Raw genomic sequence first — 20,123 nt, 5'->3', positions numbered from 1 at the left:
CTGGCGTGGAATGACAGCCGGTCAGACGGCCATTCCGTAGACGATGGTGAACAGGGTTCCGAGCGATCCGATGATGAACACACCGGTCAGACCGGCAACGATCAGGCCCTTGCCCTGCTCGGCGCTGAACGTGTCGCGCAGTGCCGTCGCACCGATGCGCTGTTTCGCCGCACCCCAGACCGCGATGCCGAGGCAGAGCAGGATGGCGATGGCCATCACGACCTCGATCATTACGCGGGCCTCGTTGCCCAAGGTCCCGAACGGCCCCCAGTTCGGGGCGATTCCGCCGATGATGGTGGTGATGTCGCCCTTTTCAGCTGCCAGGATCATGTAAGTCACCGCCCCTGTTGGGTAGTTCATTGCCCCTGCCACACGGCACGGGTCGCTCTCTATCTTCGCTGATGAAACTGCTTTCGTACGACGGCTTGGCGGCTCTCTTTACCCGGATCCCGCACATTTGACCGGTCCGACCGCCCTGAGCTGTGGATCGAATCGATGTATGACCGAATATGTATGGTTACTCTGTGTATCACGGGGTGTGACCCCGGGCAATGACTGCCATCCCGCCACCCTGGCCGAGAATTTTGCACACGCCCTGGTCAGCGCCCCGGATCCGGTCGGAGCAGGGGCCGTTCAGAGAAGCGGATGGCGTGGGACGGGCGGCCGGGGCGGCGTGGTCCAGGAGGACGGCGGCCGGAAATCGCACCAGGTGCCGTCGAAGGGAAACGTTCCGGCCTCGGCGAGCCGGGCCACCGAGGCGCCCTCGTTCCGGATCGCCGAGGCCTCGTCCGCCGACCAGTAGACGGGGTGACCGGTCTTCTCGGCGAAGGACTCTTCGTCCTTCCACCGCCAGCTCCGGTCCGGCGCGACGTTGATGTCGAGTTCGTGGTCGGTGATGTCGATGTCGTCACCGCGATGGATCCGGCGTTCCAGGTTCACGTACCAGCCACGGAACTTCCGTCTGCGGCCGAACAGCCAGAGCACCGAGTGCGCCGCGCCGGCCGGCTGGTAGAAGAGCGCGCTGCCCATCGGCCAGCGGTCGGCGACCACCGGGTAGCCGCCGGGCGGGCGGTCGTCCGGTGCGATGTCCCGCAGGTGCCCCCCGTTCGGAAGTTCCGTACGCCACATAGGGGTGCCGGTCTCCATCCACACCAGCTGACCCCGGTCGGTGCGCTCGACGAGGCGTACGGGGACCGACGCACTCAGGTGGCCGCCGATGAAGAAGTTCCAGCGGAGGATCCGGCCCGGCTCGTCGTTCATGCCGTCGTTCATGCCGTTGATCATGCCCGCGCCACGGGGACCGAACACGTGGTCCGATTACCTGATGCCGTGCCATCGAAAGGGCGTACGCCGTACCGAGACGGGGCGTCAGTCGAAGGCGATGCCCCGGGCGGCGAGGATCCCCTCCTTGAACCGGACACCCGGTCCGCAGTCCTGGGCGCCGCTGATCCGCCGCAGGTTCGGCAGGAGGCCGAGGTCGTCGAGCGAGCCCACGTCGAACAGGTCGTCCTTGCCGTCCCACACCGGGGAGCACTCGCAGTACACCTGGCACGCAGTCGATGAGGGGGGTCTCCACCGTCGCGAGCAGGCGACGGGGGCCGTTGTCAGTGCCGCCTGCCAGACTCGTACACATGACCAGCAGCACCGGAACTCCCGTCCCGCTCCCGGCCAATCACCACATCTCCGAGACGTACGCCGACTGGGCGCGCGCCCGGGTTCCCGGTGCCGAGACCGGTGCCCGTGACGTGCTGGAGCGGGCGGGCAGCGGCCGGCACCGGGCCTGGGAGAAGCCAGGGCGGTTCATGGACGAGACGGAGCGCCTGGCGAGAGGCCTGCCGACGGCTCATCTGCCCTGGTTCTGGGACACCATCGGGCACTGGATGCTGGAGACGCACCGCCGGTCCGCCGCGCGTGCGTACGGGAACGCGCGCACCGCGGAGCGCACCCACGGTCTGCCCGTCGACCGCGACTGGCGGCTGGCGAACCTTCAGTTGTTCGCCCGCTTCGGCGCGCTTCCCGCCACCGAGCTCAGCGGCGCCCCGGCCTGGCTGGCCGAGGTCTTCGAGCCGGACGACGCGCACCGCGAGTTCATGCGGCTGCTGACCACCTGGGCGGCGTCACCGGGTGAGCTGCCCGCCGATCTGGCCCGCCGGGTCCGGGATTCCGTGCGCGCGGCGGGGCTCGGAGCCGACGAGGAGGCGCGGGTGCTGGGCGAGGTGCTCGCGTCCGCTTCCGGCAAGGCCGTGCCGGACCGGCTGCTCGACGCGGCGCTCGGCCCGCTCTCCGCCCACCCGCCGGCCGACGACCGGGCCGCCGCCCTGCTCGATCTGTTTCCCGAGTCGAAGAACGACGCGGCCGCCTGGCTGCGGCTGCTCATCGGCTCCGGGGCCGCCGACGCCGCCGCGGCCGGCCGTGTCACCCCGGAGGGCGGCCTCGGCGAGTGGCTGCGGCGGTACGCCACCCGGTACTCGCACCGGACCGTCGCCGGTGGCGGGGTGACCCGCCAGGCAATGCCCGTCGAACTCTTCGAGCTGGTGACCCGGTTCGCGCCGCTCCTGAAGGAGGACGGCACCCCGGTCAGGCTCCACGAGGACCGCTACCGGTGGCCGCACCTGGATGCGGACCTGCTCGACGTCTGCCTCGCCGAGGGCATCCCCGTTTACGACCCCGGCCCCACGATCTCCCTGGAGTTCTGGGACGAGGACGCGCGGCGCGATCTCAGGGCCCTCGCCGCCGACCCGGTGTTCGGCTCCCGGCTCGAAGGCACGGTGCACGCCGGGCTCCGGTCCCGGGGAGGGACGGCCATCAGCCGGCTTCCGCACAATCCGGGCATCGCGGCCGAGGTGCACGGCCGGGTCGAGAAGCTGCTCGACAGCCTGCGCGGCGGCGGGCTCGCCGCGGCCGACGAAGCCGTGGACGAGCTGCACGGCCTCCTCGACCGGCCCACCGCCATCGCCCTGGACGGCATCGAGGAGGTTCTCGACGCGCTGGACCTCACCGGCCCGCTGGCCCGTGCCCTGCGCGCCGGGCTGCCCGAGGAGCTGGGCTGGAGCGCCCTGGAGGAGGCCCTCGCCGAATTCCGGCCGGACGAGACGGTGCACGTCACCTCCACCTGGCCGGTGCTCACGCTGTACGGGGAGACCCGTGCGTTCGCCGTCGACCACGCGGGCCGGCGCGGCGAGCACAGCCTTGAGCTGCCGGAAGGTGCCCACCACCCCACGGTGCACTGGGTCGGCGGCCAGTTCCTCGTCGCCTGGACCGTCTCGGGCGACGAGCACGGCATCTGCACGGCGTACTGGTCGGGCAGCCCCGTCGACACGTTCGTACCGGAAGACTCCTACGGGCTGCGTCCCTACGGCGGCAGCATCCGGGGCGGCCTCGGCTACCAGTTCCAGACCCCGGACGGCGGCGGCCGGTTCGACGGCGAGAAGGTCCTGCGGCCCGGCGACACCACGGGCGTCGGTCACCACGATTACCAGATGTACGACGGTCAGCACTTCTGGAGCACCGAGGTGTTCAGCGAGGACCGCCGCGGCGGATGGCTCCGGACGGACTCCGCAACCGGCGAGCCCACCACCGACCACACCCTGCCCGGCTTCCACATCCCCGACTCGCTCCCGGACGGCACCAGGCCCTTCCCCGACCATCGCATCCTCGCCGAACTGCCGCCCGGCGCCCCGCAGTCCCCCCTCGGCCAGGACGGCCGGCTCACCGGCTGCCGGGTCAACTACCGCACTCCGTACGCCGGTCCCTCGCCCCGCGAGTTCGAGCTGGAGTCCATCGACGGCCGCACCGCGTCCTACCGCACCACCACCTGGGGTCGCCGCCCGTGGGGCATCCTCGGCCTCCCGGCCGGCGGTGAGGACGCCGTCGTGGTCGGCAGCACCACCGTCCGCTGCCACGCCGCCGAGGACAACTCGCTGCTCTGGCAGGTCCGGGGCTTCCCCGGCAGCCACCGCACCGGGCGGATCCGGGCCACCCTCGGCGAACAGGCCGGTCCCGTACCGCCGCCCGCCTTCTGGCACTTCCTCACCCCGCGCGACGAGCCCTCCTCCCGTGCGCTGCGCGCGGTCACCGAGGAGGCCGTCCGCGAACTGCTGTCGCCGTCCGACTCCGGGGACGCGCCGGCCGGGGTGACCGACCCGCGGATCCGGCAGGGCGTGGCCCGCGCCGTGCGGCTCGCCGCCGATGTGCTGCGCCGCCGCCGCGAGCTGTCGCACCGGGTTGCCGTCATGCGCTCCGGACCGGTCGTCGAACTGCCCGATCCGGAGCCCGACACCCGGCTCGTCCCGGCCCTGCACGGCCTGCTGGCCCAGTTCCGGGGGTACGAGGAACGGCCGCCGCAGCCGCAGCCCGCCCTCCTCACCGCGGTCGCCGCCGACGGCCGGTATCTGCGCGGTGAGATCGACGACGAGGTACGGGTGCTGGCCCTGCCCGCCCCTCCGACCGAATGGGCGGTACTGACCGGCCGGATCGACGCCGTGGCCTGGCGGGCCGCTGTCGCCGCCACCCCTGACGAGCACCGGCGGGCACTGACCGCGCTGCTCGGCGTGTGGAGCCGCCAGCCGTTCGCGGAGCCGGGCACCACCTGGCGCACCGGCCGCGCCCCAGCGTCAGGGATCGCCGAACTCCGCTCGTCCGGCGTCCCGGTGGCCTCCGGCCCGGTCCGCAGCGACCTCGCCCCCTTCCTCCAGCGGTCCGCCGACCCGGCGCCCGCCGGTGCCGAGGAGTGCGAGACCCGCACCATCGCGGGCGACGACACCACGAGGCTGCCCCGCCTGCTGGCCCTGCTCGCCGAACGAGGCCCGCTGCCGGTGCCCGAGGAAGCCGTGGACCTGTTCCGGTGGCGTACGGGGGTGCCGCGCGCGATCGCCGCCCTGGTCCTCGACGGCTTCGCCGGCAGCGACGACTACGCGGTCCACCTCAAGCTCTGCCGCGCCAAGCCGTACAAGGCCGACCGGGCCCTGGTGCACGCGTACGAGGTCGCGCGGATGAACCTCGGCCCGGAGGGCCGGCGCGCCGTGCTCGCCGCCGCCGTCCCCGCCGACCCGGCGGACCTCTGGGCGCCCGGCGGGATGACCGCCGCCGCGGACCGGATGGCCATCGAGTGGTCCGAACGGGTCGCGGTCACCCCGTACGCCGACGACGGCAGCCATGCCGCCGCGCTGGCCAGGGACCACGACCTGCCCGCGCCCTGGGCCACCGCCCTGCTCACCGGCCGCCTGGAGCACGCGGTGGAGCCCCCATTGGACGCCGACGGGATACGGGCCGCCGTCACCGCCCTGACCTGGGCATTCACCGAGCGGCCGGTCGGCGACCCCGCCATGGAGGGCGCCCACGCCCTGCTCGACCGGCTCACGGCCACCGGGGCCGGCCACCTCACCGCCCTGCGCGCCTTGGCGGACCGCTCGGCGGACACCCCGGTCCCGCCCGGCCAGTACGAGGCCAACCCGCTCTTCAGCGTCCCGCACCTGGTGGACGAGGTGGCCGCGTCCCTCGGCGTCGGCCGCGACGCGGCGGCCCTCCACCTCCAGCTGCACGCCTTCGACCGCCCGGCCGACCGCACCGTACGCCGCTGGAACACCTGGACCCTCGACCACCACCGTGCCGTCCGCAAGGAACTCACCGCGGCGAAGGCCCCGCGCCCAGCACCCCGCCCCGCCCCGGCGACCCCGCCTGCCGTCGTCCCACCACCCGTGCACGAACGGTTCGCCCGCGCGTGGGCAGAGGCCGGATCTCCGCTTCGGCGGTGAGAATCGGCTCTAACCGGCGGGTTCGGCGAAGTGGTCGAACTCGCCTGCCATGACGCCCTTGGTGAAGGCCGCCCATTTCGTCCGGGTGGTTGTGACGATGTTGGTGGGGTCGCCGGTCTCGCGGAGGTAGACGAGTTCGTCCGGCCCGAAGGCGATCTCGATCCATGGGCCGGGGCCTTCCTCGCCCTCGGGCACGGCGCGGACCCAGGTGAGGTCGGTGGGGATGCCGGGGGCGTCAGTCACGGGCGCGGTTCTCCTTGATGGTGCGTACGAGGGCGGCCCAGGCGGCGGGTGTGGTGCGGAGTGTCGAGCCGGTGGGGTCGCCGCTCTCGGTGAGGCTGACCGTGCCGGTTCTGGCCGTAGCCACGTGTATGCATGCCTCGCCCTGTGCACAATAGGACGACTTCTGCCAGACGTACGCAGGCATCTCGGCTCCTTTCACAGGCCTCGGACGACCTTGTGGATGAGTTCTCGGGACTGCCCGATGTCCAGAGCTGCGGCGTCGAGCCGTTCGAGCAGCAGGCGGTACTGGGTCAACTGGGCCTCAGCGTCGATGAACACGGGGCCGTGCGACTGGTCGAGTTGCGCCGTGTCGAGTGCGGGCACCGGTCCGCGCACGTAATACACGGACTGTCCTGAGCCTGGGTAGTACGTGGCCTCGAACGGGATTACGCGAATGGTCGTGTGGGGCAGTTCGCTCATCTTGAGCAGGTGTTGGAGCTGGTCCCGCGCGATGCCCGGACCGCCGAACTTCATGCGAAGAGCGGCCTCGTGGATAACGGCTCGGTACGGGACGGGGGTCGTCCGGTAGAGCACTTCCTGTCGTTTGACGCGGTACGAGACGCGGTGCTCGATCTCCGGCGGCGACAACTCGGGAACGGCCTGCCGGTAGATCTCCCGGGCGTGATCAACGGTCTGGAGCAGTCCGGGAATGTGGATGCTGTGCGCCGCATGCAGACCGGTGCCGTGGTGTTCGATCTCGGCCAGGTCGAGCAGCTTGGGCGGCAGAATCTCCCGGTACTCCTCCCACCAGCTGCGCTTGCGGTCACCTGTCATGGCAACGAGCGCATCGATCAGAGATTGATCGGTGCAGGAGTACGTGTGGGCCGCGACCCGTACGCGGTCGGCGCTCACGCCGAAGCGCGCCACCTCTATGTTGCTGAGCTGCCCCGAGCTCGTGCCGAGAAGGTCGGCTGCTTGCGTCGTGGTCATTCCGGCGCGTTCCCGCAGCTTGCGCAACTCGATGCCGAGCCGGATGCGACGTGCGGTGGGGGCGGCCCTGCCTGCCATCTCTAACTCTCCCTGGAATACGGCTGAGGCGGTCAGTCACTCACACGAGTGGTTCAGGTCAAGGATTCCGGTCATTGAGTGAAAGCAATCCTTTCAGGAGTCTAGTCTCGGTCTCAGGCCACCCGCCCGGAAGTACCCCGCTCGACGGAGCGGCCTCGTCACCGGGCAATCCGAAGCGCACCATCCGACTTTCCTCCGTGAACGGAGACTTCCATGGTCAGTGCCACGGTATCCCCGCCCTGGACGTATACCCTCCAACTCCCGCAGGATCCCCGCGCCCCCGGCGTCGCCCGTGCCACCCTCCGTAATGTCCTGCGGGTGCACGGCATGCGCGAACTCACCGAGCTCGCAGAGCTGTTGGCGAGCGAGTTGGTCACCAACGCCTACCAGTACTCCTCGGGGCCGTACTCGCTCCGATTGCGCGATGCCGGGCGCAGCCGCATCCGGCTGAGCGTGTGGGACACCGATCCGCACATCCCCGCCCCGTTCCGGTGGAGCGTCCAGGCGCCGGAGGAACTGGCCGAGCGGGGGCGGGGATTGCACCTCGTCACGATGTACGCGGAGTGCTGGGGCGCGTACCCCATGCGTGGCGGGCTTCCAGGGCAGGGCGGGAAGCTGCTCTGGGTGGAGTGCACGGCGAAGGCGTAGGAGAGGATGCCGACTGCCGAACGCCAGGCGGGAACCGCCTGCCGGAGGCCCCGACGGGGCACGCGGCGGGGCGTCCGGGCCGGAGGCGGCACGCGGCTCGGGGCGCCACCGTGGTGATCGGTGACGCCCCGACGCGCCTGTCGCGCTGGTGTGGCCGTTACGTGCGTGGTGCCCTGCGCGTCAGGGCTGGATGCCGTCGTATTGGAGGACGCGGTACGGCGTCTTTCCGTGGTTCACGGACTGCCACTGCGAGGCGATCAGGGTCAGGGATGTGGCGCTCGCGCTGCCGGGGTGGATGTATCCGCCGTAGAGGAAGGGGAGTTGGGGCTTGCCCCAATGGTGGGGCGGGAGTCCGTCGCCGACGATCTGGGGCTTGGGTGCGGTCCACACGGCGTCCGGGCGGGACGCGGTGCGGGTGCAGATCGCGTAGTCGTCCACGTCGAAGTAGCTCATGCAGTACGTGTTGCCGATCCGTTTGACGGAGAACTCGCCGATCTTGTTCCCGGACAGCATGACCGACGGGCCCACCGCCCTCGTCCACTGCCAACGGCCGTCCAGGAAGGCCCAGTTCTCCTGGGCCCCGAAGTTGCCCGCGCGGAACTCGTCGGGCCGGATGCGGAACAGCTGGATCGCTCCGCCGTCGGCGGTGTTCGCGTGTGTGCCGTTCCAGCGCTTGGAGAAGATGTACAGCCAGCCGTCGGGGTCGATGCCTGCGAACGACCACATCCCGTACATGGACTGATTGGTCCCCTGGGTGTCGCCGGCCCAGTGGTACGGGTAGTCCTGCCAGGTCACGCCGTAGTCGTCCGAGTACGCGACGCCCGACATCAGCGAGCCGTCGTACCCGGCCGGGAGGTTCTCCCACAGGGCCACGGACGTGTACTGGATGTAGGTGCGGCCCCCGAATTCGATGCAGTCGTTGGGGATGCGGGAGATCTCGAAGCCGTGCCCGTTGTCCGCCCAGTGCGCGTAGTCGAAGCACTGATCGGCGGCGCCCCCGGTCGGCATCGCCCAGGAGAACGAGATCGGGGACGCGCCGGAGGCGTCGAAGTTCGCCTGGTTCAGGATCACCGGGGAACCCAGGTAGGGGTCGGCCTGGGCGATCCCGCCGAACGCGTCGCCGAACACGTAGCCCCAGGTGTTGTCGTGCTCCCGGTAGTACGGGATCGCAAGGTCTCCCGAGCCGAGCCCCTGCGCGCTCGCCGAGTCACCGGGCTGCTCGCACAGCGGGGTGCCGGTCTGGAGCAGCCGGGCGGCCGGGCGCCCGGCTGCCGTCCTGGCGGACCGGTCGTCGGCGGCGGCGACGCCGGGGGCGGCCCCCAGCAGACCGGCGCCCAGGGCGAAGCCCATGCCTGCCTTGAGCGCCGACCGGCGGGTGGCGGCGGCTCGGTGGGCCGGCTGCGAGGGCTGTGGGGGCTGTGAAGGGGTGGGCATGTTCGGCTCTCCGTGTGTCTGAGGGTGGGGGCGGGGCGAAGAGTGAGGTAAGGGGGTACGGCAGTCTTCCGTGTCAGGCCTTGCGGAGGCGCCCGATGATGCCGTCGAGGTCGCGGAGGAACAGCGGTACGCGGAACTCATGGCTGCCGGGCTCCTCGTGCGCCTCGTACGGGATGCCGGCCCCGTCGAGGAGGCCGCGGAACTCCCGCTGGCCCTGGAGCACGTTGTCCTCGCTGATCTGGCTGAACCAGGGCACGGGCCGGCCCCCGGTCCCGGCGACGAGGAAGACCCGCTTGTTGCGGTAGCTCTCGATGCGCTCGACCGGGTTGTCGGCGCTGACCCGGGCCTCGTCCCACAGCGGAGCGCCGTAGACCGTGCCGCCCGCCAGGTCCGCGGCGGCGGAGGACACATTGGCCCAGTGCGTGACCGCGCCGAGATTGCGGCGCAGGCTAGCCGGGCCGGAGTGGGCGCTGACCGAGGCGAAGTGGCCGTAGTACTTCGCGGCGTACTTCAGCGCGCCGAAGCCGCCCATCGAGAACCCGGCGACGGCGCGGCCGTCGTACTCCGCGTACGTACGGAAGTTCGCGTCGATCCACGGGAGCAGTTGGGTGATGTGGAAGGTCTCCCAGTTCCGCGGGCCGGTGTTGGAGCTGACCGGGTTGGAGTACCAGCCGGCGTGGCCGCCGTCGGGCATCACGACGATGATCGGCTTCCCGGCGGTCCAGTCGCGGACGCCCACGCGGTCGAACTCGATGAAGTCCGAGGTGAGGCCGCCGCCGTGGAAGAGGTAGAGCACCGGGTAGGTGCGGCCGCCGGTGTCGTAGTCGTCGGGGAGCAGGACGTTGACGCCGGGGTTCCAGCCGATCGCGCCGGTCTGGAACCGGTAGTACTTCATGCGCCGGTCGCGCTCGTCGTGGTCCACGATGTGCAGCCCGAAGCCGTCACTGGCCGCGCTCGCCGTCGTGGCCGTGGCCAGGACGCCTCCGGCGCCGAGCGCCAGTGCCGCGGAGAGCCCGCCGGCGGTCCTCAGGACGTTCCGGCGGGTGGGGTGCTGCTCGCTCAACGCGATCTCCTGGTTCTCGCTCAGCTGTAGGTCAGTTGTTGGTGATCCAGGTGCCCTTTTCGGCGGTCCAGTGGATGGTGGCTTTCTGGAATTTCTGGGCTTTGCCGCCGCCTGTTTCGTCGGTTTCGTCGGTGAGGGGGTAGCCGAGTGCGGTTTCGTGTCCGGCGGCGTGGAAGGCGTCGTAGATGGCGCCGTGGACGGTGTGGGCGCCGGTCTGGGGTGACCAGAGGAAGAGGCCGCGTTCGAAGAACTGGTAGCGGCCCTTGGTGCCGTCGGGTGCTTGTGCGGCGTCGGCTTCGTCGGTGGTCGGGAAGCCCCAGCGGCGTTCGGCGTCGGTGTTCCAGAACTTCGTGAGGATGTCCCCGTAGATCGCGTGGGCCTCGTCCGGGTGCCAGATGACGATCCCGTTCTGGAACTGCTGGAAGCGCCCGCCGAGCGAGGAGTCGCGCTCACCCGTGATCGGTCGTCCCAGCGGACCATTGGGGCCGCCCGTGCTGTCGTACTTCGTCGCGATGGTGCCGTACGGGATCAGGTCGTCCAGGTTGTTGTAACGGCGGGGCGTGAAGCCCCTGAGCCCGTCGCCCCACACTCGCTCCTCGGCGACGTGCCCGAAGTCGTACTCCTCGCGCACCACCGGCTGGGTGTGGGCGGGGTCCGCCCAGCGGAGGAACAGCGCCACGTGGTCCGTGCCGCCCGAGTCGCGCAGCAGGGCGTCACCGGGTTGCAGGTCGCTCGCCGGGATGTCGAAGGTGACGTCCCACAGGCCCCATGTGGTCAGGGACGTACCGAGGTTCCAGGCCATCGACACATAGCCCGAGCAATCCGGCCGGTAGCAGCCGAACTGGTTCTGGTGGCAGCCGCTCTGGCTGTACGGCACCTGCTCGGCGATCCACGACCACGCGCGGTCCATCGCCTCGCCGCGCCCGATCGGCCCGCCCGGCTCCGACGCGGTCGCGGCCGGTGCCGTGGTGAACATGACCGCGAGAGCCGCCATGACCAGTGTCACCGCACCGAGCGCACGCCGGAGAGTCAGCCGGAAGTTCAGCGATCCGGGAGAGCTCACGGAACTGATCGATCTCATTGCTGCCTCCCGTCAGTTGCTGGTGATCCAGGTGCCGTTCTCGGCGGTCCAGTGGATGGTGGCTTTCTGAAATTTCTGGGCTTTGCCGCCGCCTGTTTCGTCGGTTTCGTCGGTGAGGGGGTAGCCGAGTGCGGTTTCGTGTCCGGCGGCGTGGAAGGCGTCGTAGATGGCGCCGTGGACGGTGTGGGCGCCGGTCTGGGGTGACCAGAGGAAGAGGCCGCGTTCGAAGAACTGGTAGCGGCCCTTGGTGCCGTCGGGTGCTTGTGCGGCGTCGGCTTCGTCGGTGGTCGGGAAGCCCCAGCGGCGTTCGGCGTCGGTGTTCCAGAACTTCGTGAGGATGTCCCCGTAGATCGCGTGGGCCTCGTCCGGGTGCCAGATGACGATCCCGTTCTGGAAGAGCTGGAACCGCCCGCCGAGCGAGGAATCCTCCTCGGCACGGACCGGTCGGCCGAGCGGCCCGCCGGGGCCGCCGAGGCCGGCGTACTTCGCGCCGATCGTGCCGTACGGCGCGAACGCCTCGGCCATCAACTCCCGGGCGTAGCCCTCCGCCTGCGGGTAGCGCTCGGGGTACGCGGAGCGCTGGACGGCCTGGGCCAGCTCGCCCGCGGTGTCCCAGTCGGGCTCCATCTGCTGGGCCACCTCGAAGAACTTGTCCGCCGCGTAGCCGACGTCGAGGCACTGGGCGGGTTCGCACCAGCCCATCGAGGGCCGCTGCTGGAAGACACCGAGCGAATCCCGGTCCCCGCACGCCAGGTTGTTCATCCGGGACTCGACCCAGCCCGTCTCGAAGCCGGCGAGCATCACCTTGTCGGACACGCCGCGGCGCTGCCCGGCCTCGTACACCTTGCGGGTCACGGCGATGTCCCGGTCCGCCGGGATGTCGCAGTACAGCGCGGCCGGTGCGGCGTGCCCGAGGGGGCCCGGCACATCGCTCGCGCTCTGTGCGGATGCCGGGTCGCCGAGGCCGGTCACGGCGGCCAGTGCGACCAGCAGGACCGCTGATCTGCGTATCGCGCGTCGTTCGGTAGAGCCACGCACGTGCCTGCTCCTTCGTGTCGGAAAAGCCTGGAGGAGAGCGGGAGGGACAAGGGGCGCCCGGAACTCGTGGAGTTCCGGGCGCCGAGGTCAGGACCAGCTCTGGTACGGGGTGTCGTTGCACGCCCAGGTGCGCAGGCCCAGGGAGCTGTCGTCGATGCACCGCAGGGTGGCCTGGTTCTGGAAGCGGACGGTGCCGTCGGCCCAGACCTTGACCCACCAGCTCTGCTCCGGGCCGGAGCTGCACGTGCCGACGGTACGGAACCCGTTGTCCGTGTCCTCGATGCAGCGGCCCGTGTTGATGTTGCGCAGTTGGCGTGTGCCGTCGTCCCAGGTGTGTACGGTCCAGAGCTGCGGGTTGCTCCCGTTGCAGCTCCACGTGCGGAAGCCGTTGTCGGTGTCGTCCATGCAGCGGCCCGTGGCCTGGTTGCGGAAACTCTGGATGGCGTCATCGGCCTGCGCGGGGGACGGCGAGCCGTTCTCGACGGCCAGGGCGCCGGAAGGCGCGGCCAGGGAGGCGAGGGCGAAGACCCCGCCGAGCAGGAGCGAGCGCGTGCCACGCATGGGCTGTTACCTCTTCCGTCCGTTGGTTCTCGGGCGAGTTGGCGACAGCCGCAAAGTAGTGGCGGGGTGCCGGGCCGCCCATCCGGAACGATCCGGAGTGACAGCCCGCGACGCGAGCGCCGAAACTCAACGAACAGGCACGGACGCGGGTACGGAGGTGGGTACTTGCGCGGGTACGGGCGTGGGGACGGGTGTGCCCGTGGGGCGCGGGCAGTCGGGGACTTGGGGGTGGTCCGCCGTACGCACGGCCGGCAGCCAGGCGATGGTGACGGCGGAGGCGGCGGAGGAGGCGGGGGCCGACGAAGCGGTCGAGCCGGCCGGCAGGCGGACGCGGTACCACTCGGTGGAGCTCGCGTCCGACTCGTCGATGATGGGGATCCCCCGGGCGAGGCGGCAGTCGACGGCGAGGACGTCGCCGTGCCACACCCGTACCGGTACAACGTTGTCGACGGTGTACGGCTGAAGCGGGTCGATCGCCAGGCCGAGGCTGCACTGCGGGTTCCGGTCCGTACGTACCCGGCACCCGTCGTCGGCGTTGAACACCCTGAGCCGGGCCGGTGGTCCACTCCTCGCGCCCGAGGCGCCGTCGCCGACGGCCCCGACGGCGTGCGACCAGACCGTCGCGGCCACCGAGCACACGGCGACGGTCACCAGGGCGGCGCGGGACCTCCACCGGCGGCGTGCGGGACGGGTTGCCGGCGACCGGGCGGTGATGCGTGCGAGGAGGTTCTCGGCGCTGTGCTCGGCGCGGTCGGCGTGGGTCGGGGCCAGGCAGTCGGCGGCCAGGGCGCGCCAGAACGGCGGCAGCGCACCGGCGAGCCGCAGCGGTGCGCGCCCGCCGGCGTACTCCTGTACCGCTGCACCGCGCGCCACCGGCGTCGCGCCGGGGAACGGCGAGGCACCGGACGCGAACACCTCGTGGACCATGATGCCCAGGGCCCAGATGTCGGCACTGGGCCGGACCTCCACGCCGTGCTCGCCGAGCGGGGCCTGCCAGCGTTCGGGCGGGAGGTAGTCCAGGGTGCCCATCGGCGGCGCGTACCCGTGGGTGCCGTGGGTGCCGGTCAGTTCGGTGGCGAGCCCGAAGTCCGACAGCTTGAGCGCACCGTCGGCCATCAGCAGGATGTTCTCCGGCTTGAGGTCGCCGTGCACCCAGCCGCTGCGGTGCAGATGGGCCAGGCCCTCGCAGATCTCGGCGAACAGCCGGGCGGCGTCCGCTTCCGCGCCCCCGGCATCGAACAGGTCACGCAGACTGCGCTCGGCCCGCTCCATCACCAGCACGATCGCACCGTCCAGGAACGGCCGGTCCGGGTCGCTGATCACGAGGGAGTCCAGCAGGCGGATCAGCCTCGGATGGCCGGCCCGGTGGCCGAGTTCGACCTCCCGCCGGGCGGTCTCCGCGACCTTGCGGGCCTGGCGCGGTGCGAGCCCCGCGGTCGGCAGGAACTTGAGCGCGACCTCCGCCGGCCGCGATTCCGGCTCTGGCCCCAAGCGTGGTCCCGACCCCGACCCCGGTCCCGACCCCGGTCCAGCCTCCAGCAGCTGTGGTGAGCGGTCGACCGGGCGGCCCGCGTACACCGTTGCCCAGCCGCCGGACGCGATCGGGTCGGTGACCTCCCAGCCGCCGACCCGGTAGCCGCGCGGAAGCAGCTCCGTACGTTCACTTCCCGACCGGGGGCCGCGGCCCTCGGTGGGCCTGCCGCTCAACTGTCCGTCTCCCGCCCCCGGACGCGCGTGGTGGTACGGGGCGGCAGCAGCGCCAGGTGTTCCTCCCGTACGAGCCCGAACCGCAGCGCGACCCCGACGAGAGCCTCCCGCTTTCCGTTGCGGCGCGCCCCTCCGGATCCCTGCTCGGCCGGAGCGCTGATCCGCATCTTCTCCTCGGCGAGGTAGTCGATGTGCGAGCTGACCGCCCGCGCCTTCAGCTGGCCGCACGAGGCGTGCCCCTTGAGCCGTTCGACGATCTGCGGAGTGGTCGGCACCGCGACCGGCGACTCGTCCCGCAGCCGGGGTTCGCAGAGTGCGACCAGGATCAGGAAGTAGAGGGCCGTCTCGTCCAGCGAGTACGCCATGACGGTGCGGCTGCCCCACTGGCCCGCCGCGCCGTCGGGGCCCGGGCCGGGGTCCAGATAGACGTGGTCGGGCGCGAACACCTGGAATGAGACGGTGGTGTTGCGGCGGGTGGGCAGCACGACCCGGGAGAACTCGAAGGGTATGGGGGCGCCGGCCCGCCGGGGCGGGACCCGCAGATACTCTCCCGCGCCCTCCGGGTTCTCCACCAGGTAGCTCTGGGTCGTGCTGTGGTTGCTCAGCTGCCAGTGGTCGTCCGTCACCCGGATCTCGCCGGCCAGTCGGGAGATGGCCTCGTCTTCGAGGCGCAGTTCGACCGGGGTCGTCGCGGAGCCCCGCCCGAAACGCGCCACTTCCCCCGGACCCAGCCGCAACGTCACCGGGTCGGCCGGGGTACCGGAAGGTATCCCTCCGCCGTCGTCGCTCCTTCGCGGCAGATAGACCACGATCCCGCTCAGTGCACCCACCTCGCCCCCGTGTCGGTGACTCCCGCTCCGGCCGAACGTTACCCATCCGGCACAGCCGTCCCGGCCCGGATTCTGGTGGTTTTCGGACTGCTTCCGGACGGCCGCGAAGCCGCCTTTGGACCGTCCACCGCGAGGCGGTGCCGACCCGGGAACGGGTGTCGGCGGGGCCCGTGCCGGGCGCCCAGCTTCAGGTTCTCGCGAAGGGGTGAGCACCCGAGCCCGACCGACTCCGCATTCAACTCGGCGTGAGGGAAGGGGCACTCACCGTGGAACTCGACTTTGCCCGCTCTGACGAACTGGCTGGATTTGGCGCATCTGTTGAGTGGATCGGCTAGTCCGGTGGAGTCGCCAATCGTCCCCGGCGCGGGGAGGGGACGAGAGCGCCGCAGAGGGCCCGGATCCAGGATGATCCAGGCCCTCTGCGGCGTATGTGGCTTGTGCGGCGCGTACGAGGAGGGGGGAGGGGAGGAATCGCGTCCCGCGGAGCTCGTCGTACACCCTCGGTCAGCAGGTCAGTTGCCCGCCGTCTTCATGGAGCTCACCGCGTCGGCGACCGTGCTCCGGTACAGGCCGAGCTTCGCGTCGCCGACCTTGACGTCCGGGCCGAGCTCGAAGTTCTGCGTGTCCGCGTTGGGCATGTGGTCGCCGTCGGCCAGCACGTTCATCTCGTTGACCCAGGTCACGCCGCCCTTGCCGCCGGGGTTGAGGTCGATCACCGCGATGGCGGCAGTCTTGGGCTTGACCGGGTACGCGGGCGCGCCGCCCAGGCCGCCGGGAACCGCCGGCGTGATGTCGCCGCTGTGGTCCGAGGCCTTCGAGGCGCCCAGGCTGACCCGCGGGAAGTAGCTCAGGCCGCAGGAGTTCGCGCCGGTGTTGTTGACCTCGATCACGTGCTGGGTGGCCGACCCCTCCAGGGGGTACACGCGCACCGACAGGTCCCCGCTCTGGCACGGGTGCTTGTAGGCGTAGCTGTCGCTCGTGCTGCCGCCGCCGGAGGTGCCGGAGGTGCCGGCCTTCGAGGTGCCCGTCTTCGTGGCGCCGGTGTTCTGCGCGGCGTTGCCGGCCTTCTTGCCGTCCGTGGTCGTGGCGTCGGTCGAGGGCTGGGAGGAGGAGACCGAAGCGGTGTTGTCGGCCGGGCCGGCGGACTTCGTACCGGTCTCGTCGCCGTTGCAGGCGGTGAGGGCCAGGGCCAGGACCGCGGTGACGGCGCCGAGGGTGGCGGTGTGCTTGCGGCTGCGGAACGTACGCATGGAAATCTCCCAGGATGAGGGTGAGGCAAGGCCCGGATCCTGCGGCGAACCGCTCTCTCTGACCTCTTGACAACATAAGCATCCTGTGGATCGCTCACGTTCCGCTGACGCCTCACTGACGTCCTGCTGACGTCCTCGAACGGACGTCCACGGGGTGGACGCCCACGAAGCTGACGTCCGCGAAATGCCGGACAGGGAAATCTGGTGGTGCGTGTACGGGGTGCCTCCCAGACTCCGCGCATGACTCAAGGAATCGAGAACAATCCAGCCCGTTGAGCGACCCGGAAGAGCGCGGCGCGCTCACTCCCACGTCGGCTCCGGCTCCCAGGTCGGCTCCGACTCCTACGTCCGCTCCCGCTCCGGCTCTCTCGCGCCGTTCCGCCGCGATGGCCGCCGCCGCGCTCCAGCGCCTCGCCCCGGTGGACGCGAGGACGGACCGCGGGGACGGCGGTGCCCGGTAGGGCGGCCGACCGTCCACCGTTCGGGTGATCCGCTCCGGGGGCGACACGTCGGGAGGCCCGGTAACCACGGGCCGATCCGCCGACCTGCGTCCGCGCACGTGGCGTGTCACCCCCGCATGATTTGGCACAGTGCCGCTCCGCGATCGAGGAACGGGCGGGTGAGCGCAGTGGCAGTGGTGGGACAACCGGCGGGCCGACAGGAGCCGAGCGGTGGTGGGGACGTACTGAAACACAGCGGCGGTGCCTGGTTGCGGGCGGCCGGTGGCGCGGACGGGATGTGTACGCACCTCGGCCCGGTGAAGTCGGAGCTGGAGACCGCGCACGAGGGCCTCCTCGCCGGGACCGGCGGACTGACCGCGATGGCGGAACTGGGTGCCGTACGGGATTCGTGGACGCGGAGGTTCGAGGCGGCGCGCGGGGAGTGCCGGGCGCTGGCCGGGAAACTACGGGCCGTCGCGCGTGTCCAGGACGAGACGGAGGAGACCGTGAGGTCGGCCTTGGCTTCGGTGTCGACGGAGCCGTCACCGTCGGCACGGGACGAGGCGCGATGACGCTGACCTGGGCACAGTTACGGGATCTGAACTGCGGCGAACTGGAGGGCGCGGCCGACGGGTGGGGGAAGGCGAGCAACCGTGCCGACGCGGGCCGGGACCGGATCGAGACGCAGCTGCTGAGCGGGTTGCGCGACACGCAGCGCGGCGAGGCGGCGAAGGCGGCGGTCGGACGGCTGCGGCAGATGAGCCGGAACCTCGGCTACCTCTACACGGAGTGCGGCCTGCTCCGTACGACGCTGAACAGCCTGGCCCACGAGCTGCGCACCCAGCAGCGGGCGTTGCGGGAGGCGTTGGAGGACGCGGAGAACCTGAAGTTCACCGTGCACGGGGACGGTTCGGTGACGTATCCGGCGGCGGGCGAGGGCCTGATCGACGGCAGGCCGCTGCCGGGCGGTACGGCGAGGACGGGGCCCGTGGCGCCCGGCCTGCACGCGCCTTCGGGCCTGGTCGCCCCCAACCCGAACGTGGCGAAGGCGCAGGACATCGCGGACCGGGTCGCGAAGGCCGTGCGGACAGCGGCCGAGATCGACTGGCGGTACGCCCGGATCCTGCGGAGGCTGAAGGCCGAAGAGGGCCTGAAGGTCCCGGACTCGACGTGGAAGGACGCGGCGGGCGACGCGGCAGCGGTACGCGACGCGGCACGCGGCTACCTGAAGGACGCGATCCCGTACGACGCGTCCCCGGCCGAGCGGAAGTCCTGGTGGTCCGCCCTGACGGACGAACAGCGCGAGGAGTACCTCGCGGTGTACCCGGACCGGATCGGCAACCTGGACGGCATTCCGGCGCTGGTACGGGATGCGGCGAACCGGGACAACCTCCAGCTGCTGATGGGGAAGCTGGAGGGGCGGGACGATGCGAAGTCGCAGACGCAGCTGGCGGCGCTGCGGGAGATCGACCGGCAGCTGGGGGCGGGCAGCCGCCCTCCGATGTACCTGCTCGGCATCGGCGACGAGGGGAACGGGCGGGCGATCGTCTCCTTCGGGAATCCGGATACGGCGAAGAACGTGGCGGCGTACGTCCCAGGATTGAACACTTCCTTGGACAAGGAATTCGCGACAGGTGACATCAAGCGCGCTTGGGACACGGCCAAGGGCGCTCAGAAGTACGACCATTCCAGTGCAGCCATCACCTGGCTTGGATATGACGCGCCGCAATCGCCGGATGGCATGTCCAGCCTCTCGGTGGCGGGAGCGGGGAGAGCCGAGGAGGGCGGCGTAGCCTTCAATGGCTTCATGGTAGGGCTGTCGGCCACCAACGAGACCGGGGACCCGCACCTCACGGCGATCGGGCACTCCTACGGCTCGCGCACCGTGGGAGCGGCGACGCAGCACGGCGGTGGCATCCCGGGGGTCGATGACATCGTCCTGGTCGGCAGCCCGGGGGTAGGCGTCGATCGCGCGGAGGACCTCGGAGTCGGCAAGGACCATGTATTCGTCGGTGCGGCCGAACACGACGTGGTGACCAAGGTTCCATCCGGGCAGGAGAGCCTGGTCGGCGCACTGGGAACGATCGCTGCCGGTCCGGTGGTCGGGTATCTGGCGGGGGACATGGCCGACCAGGGGGACGACGACATCTGGTTCGGTAAGGATCCGGCGAGCGAAGCATTCGGCGCCCGGCGCTTTCCCGTGAATGAGGGTCCTCCTCTGGTCGGTCTGCACGGCCTCTCGATCGATGCGCACTCCCAGTACTTCAGCCCGAAGAAGGATTCCGTGTCCGCAGACAGCATTGCGCTGATCGCTGCTGGGAGATCTCGCGATATCCAGCTGGAGGAACCCCGGTGAAGTCTCGGTTTCGGGCTCTTGGCACAGCGATGGTGTTGTGCCTGACGCTTTCTGGTTGTGCAGGGGGAATTGCCTCAACAGGTCTGGGAAGGCTGGAGAAGATGGACATGCAGGATGCGGCGAATCGAGCCGATCAACTGCTTGATGCCGTACTGGGGGAGATCAGACCGGAAGTTCAGTGGGCGCACGGGCCGACGAGTACGGGTAGCTGTGATGTGTCTCGTATGCGCGTGGTCATGACCGTCGTGTCCGAAGGGCGGAGGGGCAGCTTCCTTGGTGTGGTGGACCGCTTCTGGCGCCGGAGCGGGTACAGGATCAAGGCCGTCAACAAGAATGCGGATGTTCCGGCGATCTATGCGCAGACGAAGGACGGCTTCGGAGTCAGCCTCAGCATCGGTGGCGAGGGGCAGGCTTTCTTCGAGGCGGACAGCCCCTGCGTGAAGGAGTCGAAGGTCGCTGAGTCCACCACGCCGCCGAACGGTCCCGGCTACGACGGCGTTTACCCCCTTCCCCGCCCCAACGTCCGCTCCGCCTTCTGGTCCGCCGGAGCGCCCTGACGCCCCATCACTGCCCCCAATGACCCGTAACGGCCCGGTCGGTGGCAGTACGGGATGGGTCGCGGGTGCGACGTTGAGCCCGGCATTGGGTCCTGGGGCCCATGCCGGGGCTGCG

The 20,123-nt window shown here is 70.6% G+C and carries 19 protein-coding genes; 5 read left to right on the top strand and 14 right to left on the bottom strand.

Annotation, left to right across the window (positions count from 1 at the left end):
• Positions 1-21: 21 nt before the first annotated feature.
• From ACIRJP_RS28875 to ACIRJP_RS28865, 3 genes are all read right to left on the bottom strand, one after another.
• Positions 22-330 (bottom strand): hypothetical protein, encoded by a 309-nt coding sequence (locus ACIRJP_RS28875; RefSeq protein WP_018101695.1) that lies wholly within the window; start codon positions 328-330, stop codon positions 22-24.
• Between the two features lie 303 nt (positions 331-633).
• Positions 634-1,272, bottom strand: a complete 639-nt coding sequence (locus ACIRJP_RS28870; RefSeq protein WP_404180127.1) for a DUF402 domain-containing protein — start codon at positions 1,270-1,272, stop codon at positions 634-636.
• A 96-nt stretch (positions 1,273-1,368) separates the two neighbouring features.
• Positions 1,369-1,545: a DUF6892 domain-containing protein gene (locus ACIRJP_RS28865; protein ID WP_404180124.1), complete on the bottom strand. Its 177-nt coding sequence runs from the start codon at positions 1,543-1,545 to the stop codon at positions 1,369-1,371.
• An 86-nt stretch (positions 1,546-1,631) separates the two neighbouring features.
• Here ACIRJP_RS28865 and ACIRJP_RS28860 point away from each other — a divergent pair, with 86 nt between their 5' ends.
• Positions 1,632-5,753, top strand: a complete 4,122-nt coding sequence (locus tag ACIRJP_RS28860) for a hypothetical protein (protein WP_404180121.1) — start codon at positions 1,632-1,634, stop codon at positions 5,751-5,753.
• A 9-nt stretch (positions 5,754-5,762) separates the two neighbouring features.
• On the opposite strand, the gene ACIRJP_RS28855 is transcribed toward ACIRJP_RS28860, so the two are convergent.
• From ACIRJP_RS28855 to ACIRJP_RS28845, 3 genes are read right to left on the bottom strand one after another with little or no spacing between them, the layout of a single operon-like run.
• Complete coding sequence (locus ACIRJP_RS28855; RefSeq protein WP_404180117.1) at positions 5,763-5,996, bottom strand: DUF397 domain-containing protein; 234 nt, start codon at positions 5,994-5,996, stop codon at positions 5,763-5,765.
• On the bottom strand, positions 5,989-6,180 hold the full coding sequence (locus tag ACIRJP_RS28850; protein ID WP_404180114.1) for a DUF397 domain-containing protein: 192 nt from the start codon (positions 6,178-6,180) through the stop codon (positions 5,989-5,991). The genes ACIRJP_RS28855 and ACIRJP_RS28850 overlap by 8 nt, the downstream gene beginning before the upstream one ends.
• Before the next feature lie 11 nt (positions 6,181-6,191).
• Positions 6,192-7,043 carry a Scr1 family TA system antitoxin-like transcriptional regulator gene (locus ACIRJP_RS28845; RefSeq protein WP_404180111.1) on the bottom strand — a complete coding sequence of 284 codons (852 nt, stop codon included), beginning with the start codon at positions 7,041-7,043 and terminating at the stop codon, positions 6,192-6,194.
• Between the two features lie 213 nt (positions 7,044-7,256).
• Between ACIRJP_RS28845 and ACIRJP_RS28840 the strand changes: the two genes are divergently transcribed.
• On the top strand, positions 7,257-7,691 hold the full coding sequence (locus ACIRJP_RS28840) for an ATP-binding protein (protein ID WP_404180108.1): 435 nt from the start codon (positions 7,257-7,259) through the stop codon (positions 7,689-7,691).
• Between the two features lie 180 nt (positions 7,692-7,871).
• On the opposite strand, the gene ACIRJP_RS28835 is transcribed toward ACIRJP_RS28840, so the two are convergent.
• The 8 genes from ACIRJP_RS28835 to ACIRJP_RS28800 all read right to left on the bottom strand — a co-directional run bounded on the left by ACIRJP_RS28835 (position 7,872) and on the right by ACIRJP_RS28800 (position 16,655).
• Positions 7,872-9,125 (bottom strand): DUF4185 domain-containing protein, encoded by a 1,254-nt coding sequence (locus tag ACIRJP_RS28835; RefSeq protein ID WP_404180105.1) that lies wholly within the window; start codon positions 9,123-9,125, stop codon positions 7,872-7,874.
• A 73-nt stretch (positions 9,126-9,198) separates the two neighbouring features.
• Complete coding sequence (locus ACIRJP_RS28830) at positions 9,199-10,188, bottom strand: alpha/beta hydrolase (RefSeq protein WP_404180102.1); 990 nt, start codon at positions 10,186-10,188, stop codon at positions 9,199-9,201.
• A 31-nt stretch (positions 10,189-10,219) separates the two neighbouring features.
• Positions 10,220-11,182, bottom strand: a complete 963-nt coding sequence (locus ACIRJP_RS28825; protein ID WP_404180156.1) for a hypothetical protein — start codon at positions 11,180-11,182, stop codon at positions 10,220-10,222.
• A gap of 99 nt (positions 11,183-11,281) precedes the next feature.
• Positions 11,282-12,307, bottom strand: a complete 1,026-nt coding sequence (locus ACIRJP_RS28820) for an LGFP repeat-containing protein (protein ID WP_404180099.1) — start codon at positions 12,305-12,307, stop codon at positions 11,282-11,284.
• Positions 12,308-12,394: 87 nt separating this feature from the next.
• Positions 12,395-12,868 (bottom strand): RICIN domain-containing protein, encoded by a 474-nt coding sequence (locus ACIRJP_RS28815; RefSeq protein ID WP_404180096.1) that lies wholly within the window; start codon positions 12,866-12,868, stop codon positions 12,395-12,397.
• A 126-nt stretch (positions 12,869-12,994) separates the two neighbouring features.
• Complete coding sequence (locus ACIRJP_RS28810) at positions 12,995-14,575, bottom strand: serine/threonine-protein kinase (protein ID WP_404180092.1); 1,581 nt, start codon at positions 14,573-14,575, stop codon at positions 12,995-12,997.
• Positions 14,572-15,396: a serine/threonine protein kinase gene (locus ACIRJP_RS28805; RefSeq protein WP_404180153.1), complete on the bottom strand. Its 825-nt coding sequence runs from the start codon at positions 15,394-15,396 to the stop codon at positions 14,572-14,574. Before ACIRJP_RS28805 ends, ACIRJP_RS28810 begins: the two co-directional genes overlap by 4 nt.
• 521 nt (positions 15,397-15,917) lie before the next feature.
• Complete coding sequence (locus tag ACIRJP_RS28800; RefSeq protein ID WP_404180089.1) at positions 15,918-16,655, bottom strand: DUF4232 domain-containing protein; 738 nt, start codon at positions 16,653-16,655, stop codon at positions 15,918-15,920.
• A gap of 619 nt (positions 16,656-17,274) precedes the next feature.
• On the opposite strand from ACIRJP_RS28800, the gene ACIRJP_RS28795 reads away from it, so the two are divergent.
• The 3 genes from ACIRJP_RS28795 (at position 17,275) to ACIRJP_RS28785 (ending at position 20,008) form a co-directional block, all read left to right on the top strand.
• Complete coding sequence (locus ACIRJP_RS28795) at positions 17,275-17,667, top strand: hypothetical protein (protein ID WP_404180086.1); 393 nt, start codon at positions 17,275-17,277, stop codon at positions 17,665-17,667.
• On the top strand, positions 17,664-19,451 hold the full coding sequence (locus ACIRJP_RS28790) for an alpha/beta hydrolase (RefSeq protein ID WP_404180083.1): 1,788 nt from the start codon (positions 17,664-17,666) through the stop codon (positions 19,449-19,451). Before ACIRJP_RS28795 ends, ACIRJP_RS28790 begins: the two co-directional genes overlap by 4 nt.
• A gap of 101 nt (positions 19,452-19,552) precedes the next feature.
• Positions 19,553-20,008, top strand: coding sequence for a hypothetical protein (locus ACIRJP_RS28785; protein WP_404180080.1), 456 nt, complete (start codon positions 19,553-19,555; stop codon positions 20,006-20,008).
• The last annotated feature ends 115 nt before the right edge of the window (positions 20,009-20,123 follow it).

The sequence above is a fragment of the Streptomyces sp. NPDC102437 genome, assembly GCF_044765565.1.
Lineage (GTDB): Bacteria > Actinomycetota > Actinomycetes > Streptomycetales > Streptomycetaceae > Streptomyces.
This window is presented reverse-complemented; position numbering and strand designations above follow the sequence as displayed.

Excerpts from the sequence above, each read along its gene's own strand:
- ACIRJP_RS28875 (WP_018101695.1), bottom strand. The coding sequence starts at position 330 with ATGATCCTGGCAGCTGAAAAGGGCGACATCACCACCATCATCGGCGGA.
- ACIRJP_RS28870 (WP_404180127.1), bottom strand. The coding sequence starts at position 1,272 with ATGAACGACGGCATGAACGACGAGCCGGGCCGGATCCTCCGCTGGAAC.
- ACIRJP_RS28860 (WP_404180121.1), top strand. The coding sequence starts at position 1,632 with ATGACCAGCAGCACCGGAACTCCCGTCCCGCTCCCGGCCAATCACCAC.
- ACIRJP_RS28850 (WP_404180114.1), bottom strand. The coding sequence starts at position 6,180 with ATGCCTGCGTACGTCTGGCAGAAGTCGTCCTATTGTGCACAGGGCGAG.
- ACIRJP_RS28845 (WP_404180111.1), bottom strand. The coding sequence starts at position 7,043 with ATGGCAGGCAGGGCCGCCCCCACCGCACGTCGCATCCGGCTCGGCATC.
- ACIRJP_RS28840 (WP_404180108.1), top strand. The coding sequence starts at position 7,257 with ATGGTCAGTGCCACGGTATCCCCGCCCTGGACGTATACCCTCCAACTC.
- ACIRJP_RS28835 (WP_404180105.1), bottom strand. The coding sequence starts at position 9,125 with ATGCCCACCCCTTCACAGCCCCCACAGCCCTCGCAGCCGGCCCACCGA.
- ACIRJP_RS28825 (WP_404180156.1), bottom strand. The coding sequence starts at position 11,182 with ATGGCGGCTCTCGCGGTCATGTTCACCACGGCACCGGCCGCGACCGCG.
- ACIRJP_RS28815 (WP_404180096.1), bottom strand. The coding sequence starts at position 12,868 with ATGCGTGGCACGCGCTCGCTCCTGCTCGGCGGGGTCTTCGCCCTCGCC.
- ACIRJP_RS28800 (WP_404180089.1), bottom strand. The coding sequence starts at position 16,655 with ATGCGTACGTTCCGCAGCCGCAAGCACACCGCCACCCTCGGCGCCGTC.
- ACIRJP_RS28790 (WP_404180083.1), top strand. The coding sequence starts at position 17,664 with ATGACGCTGACCTGGGCACAGTTACGGGATCTGAACTGCGGCGAACTG.
- ACIRJP_RS28785 (WP_404180080.1), top strand. The coding sequence starts at position 19,553 with ATGGACATGCAGGATGCGGCGAATCGAGCCGATCAACTGCTTGATGCC.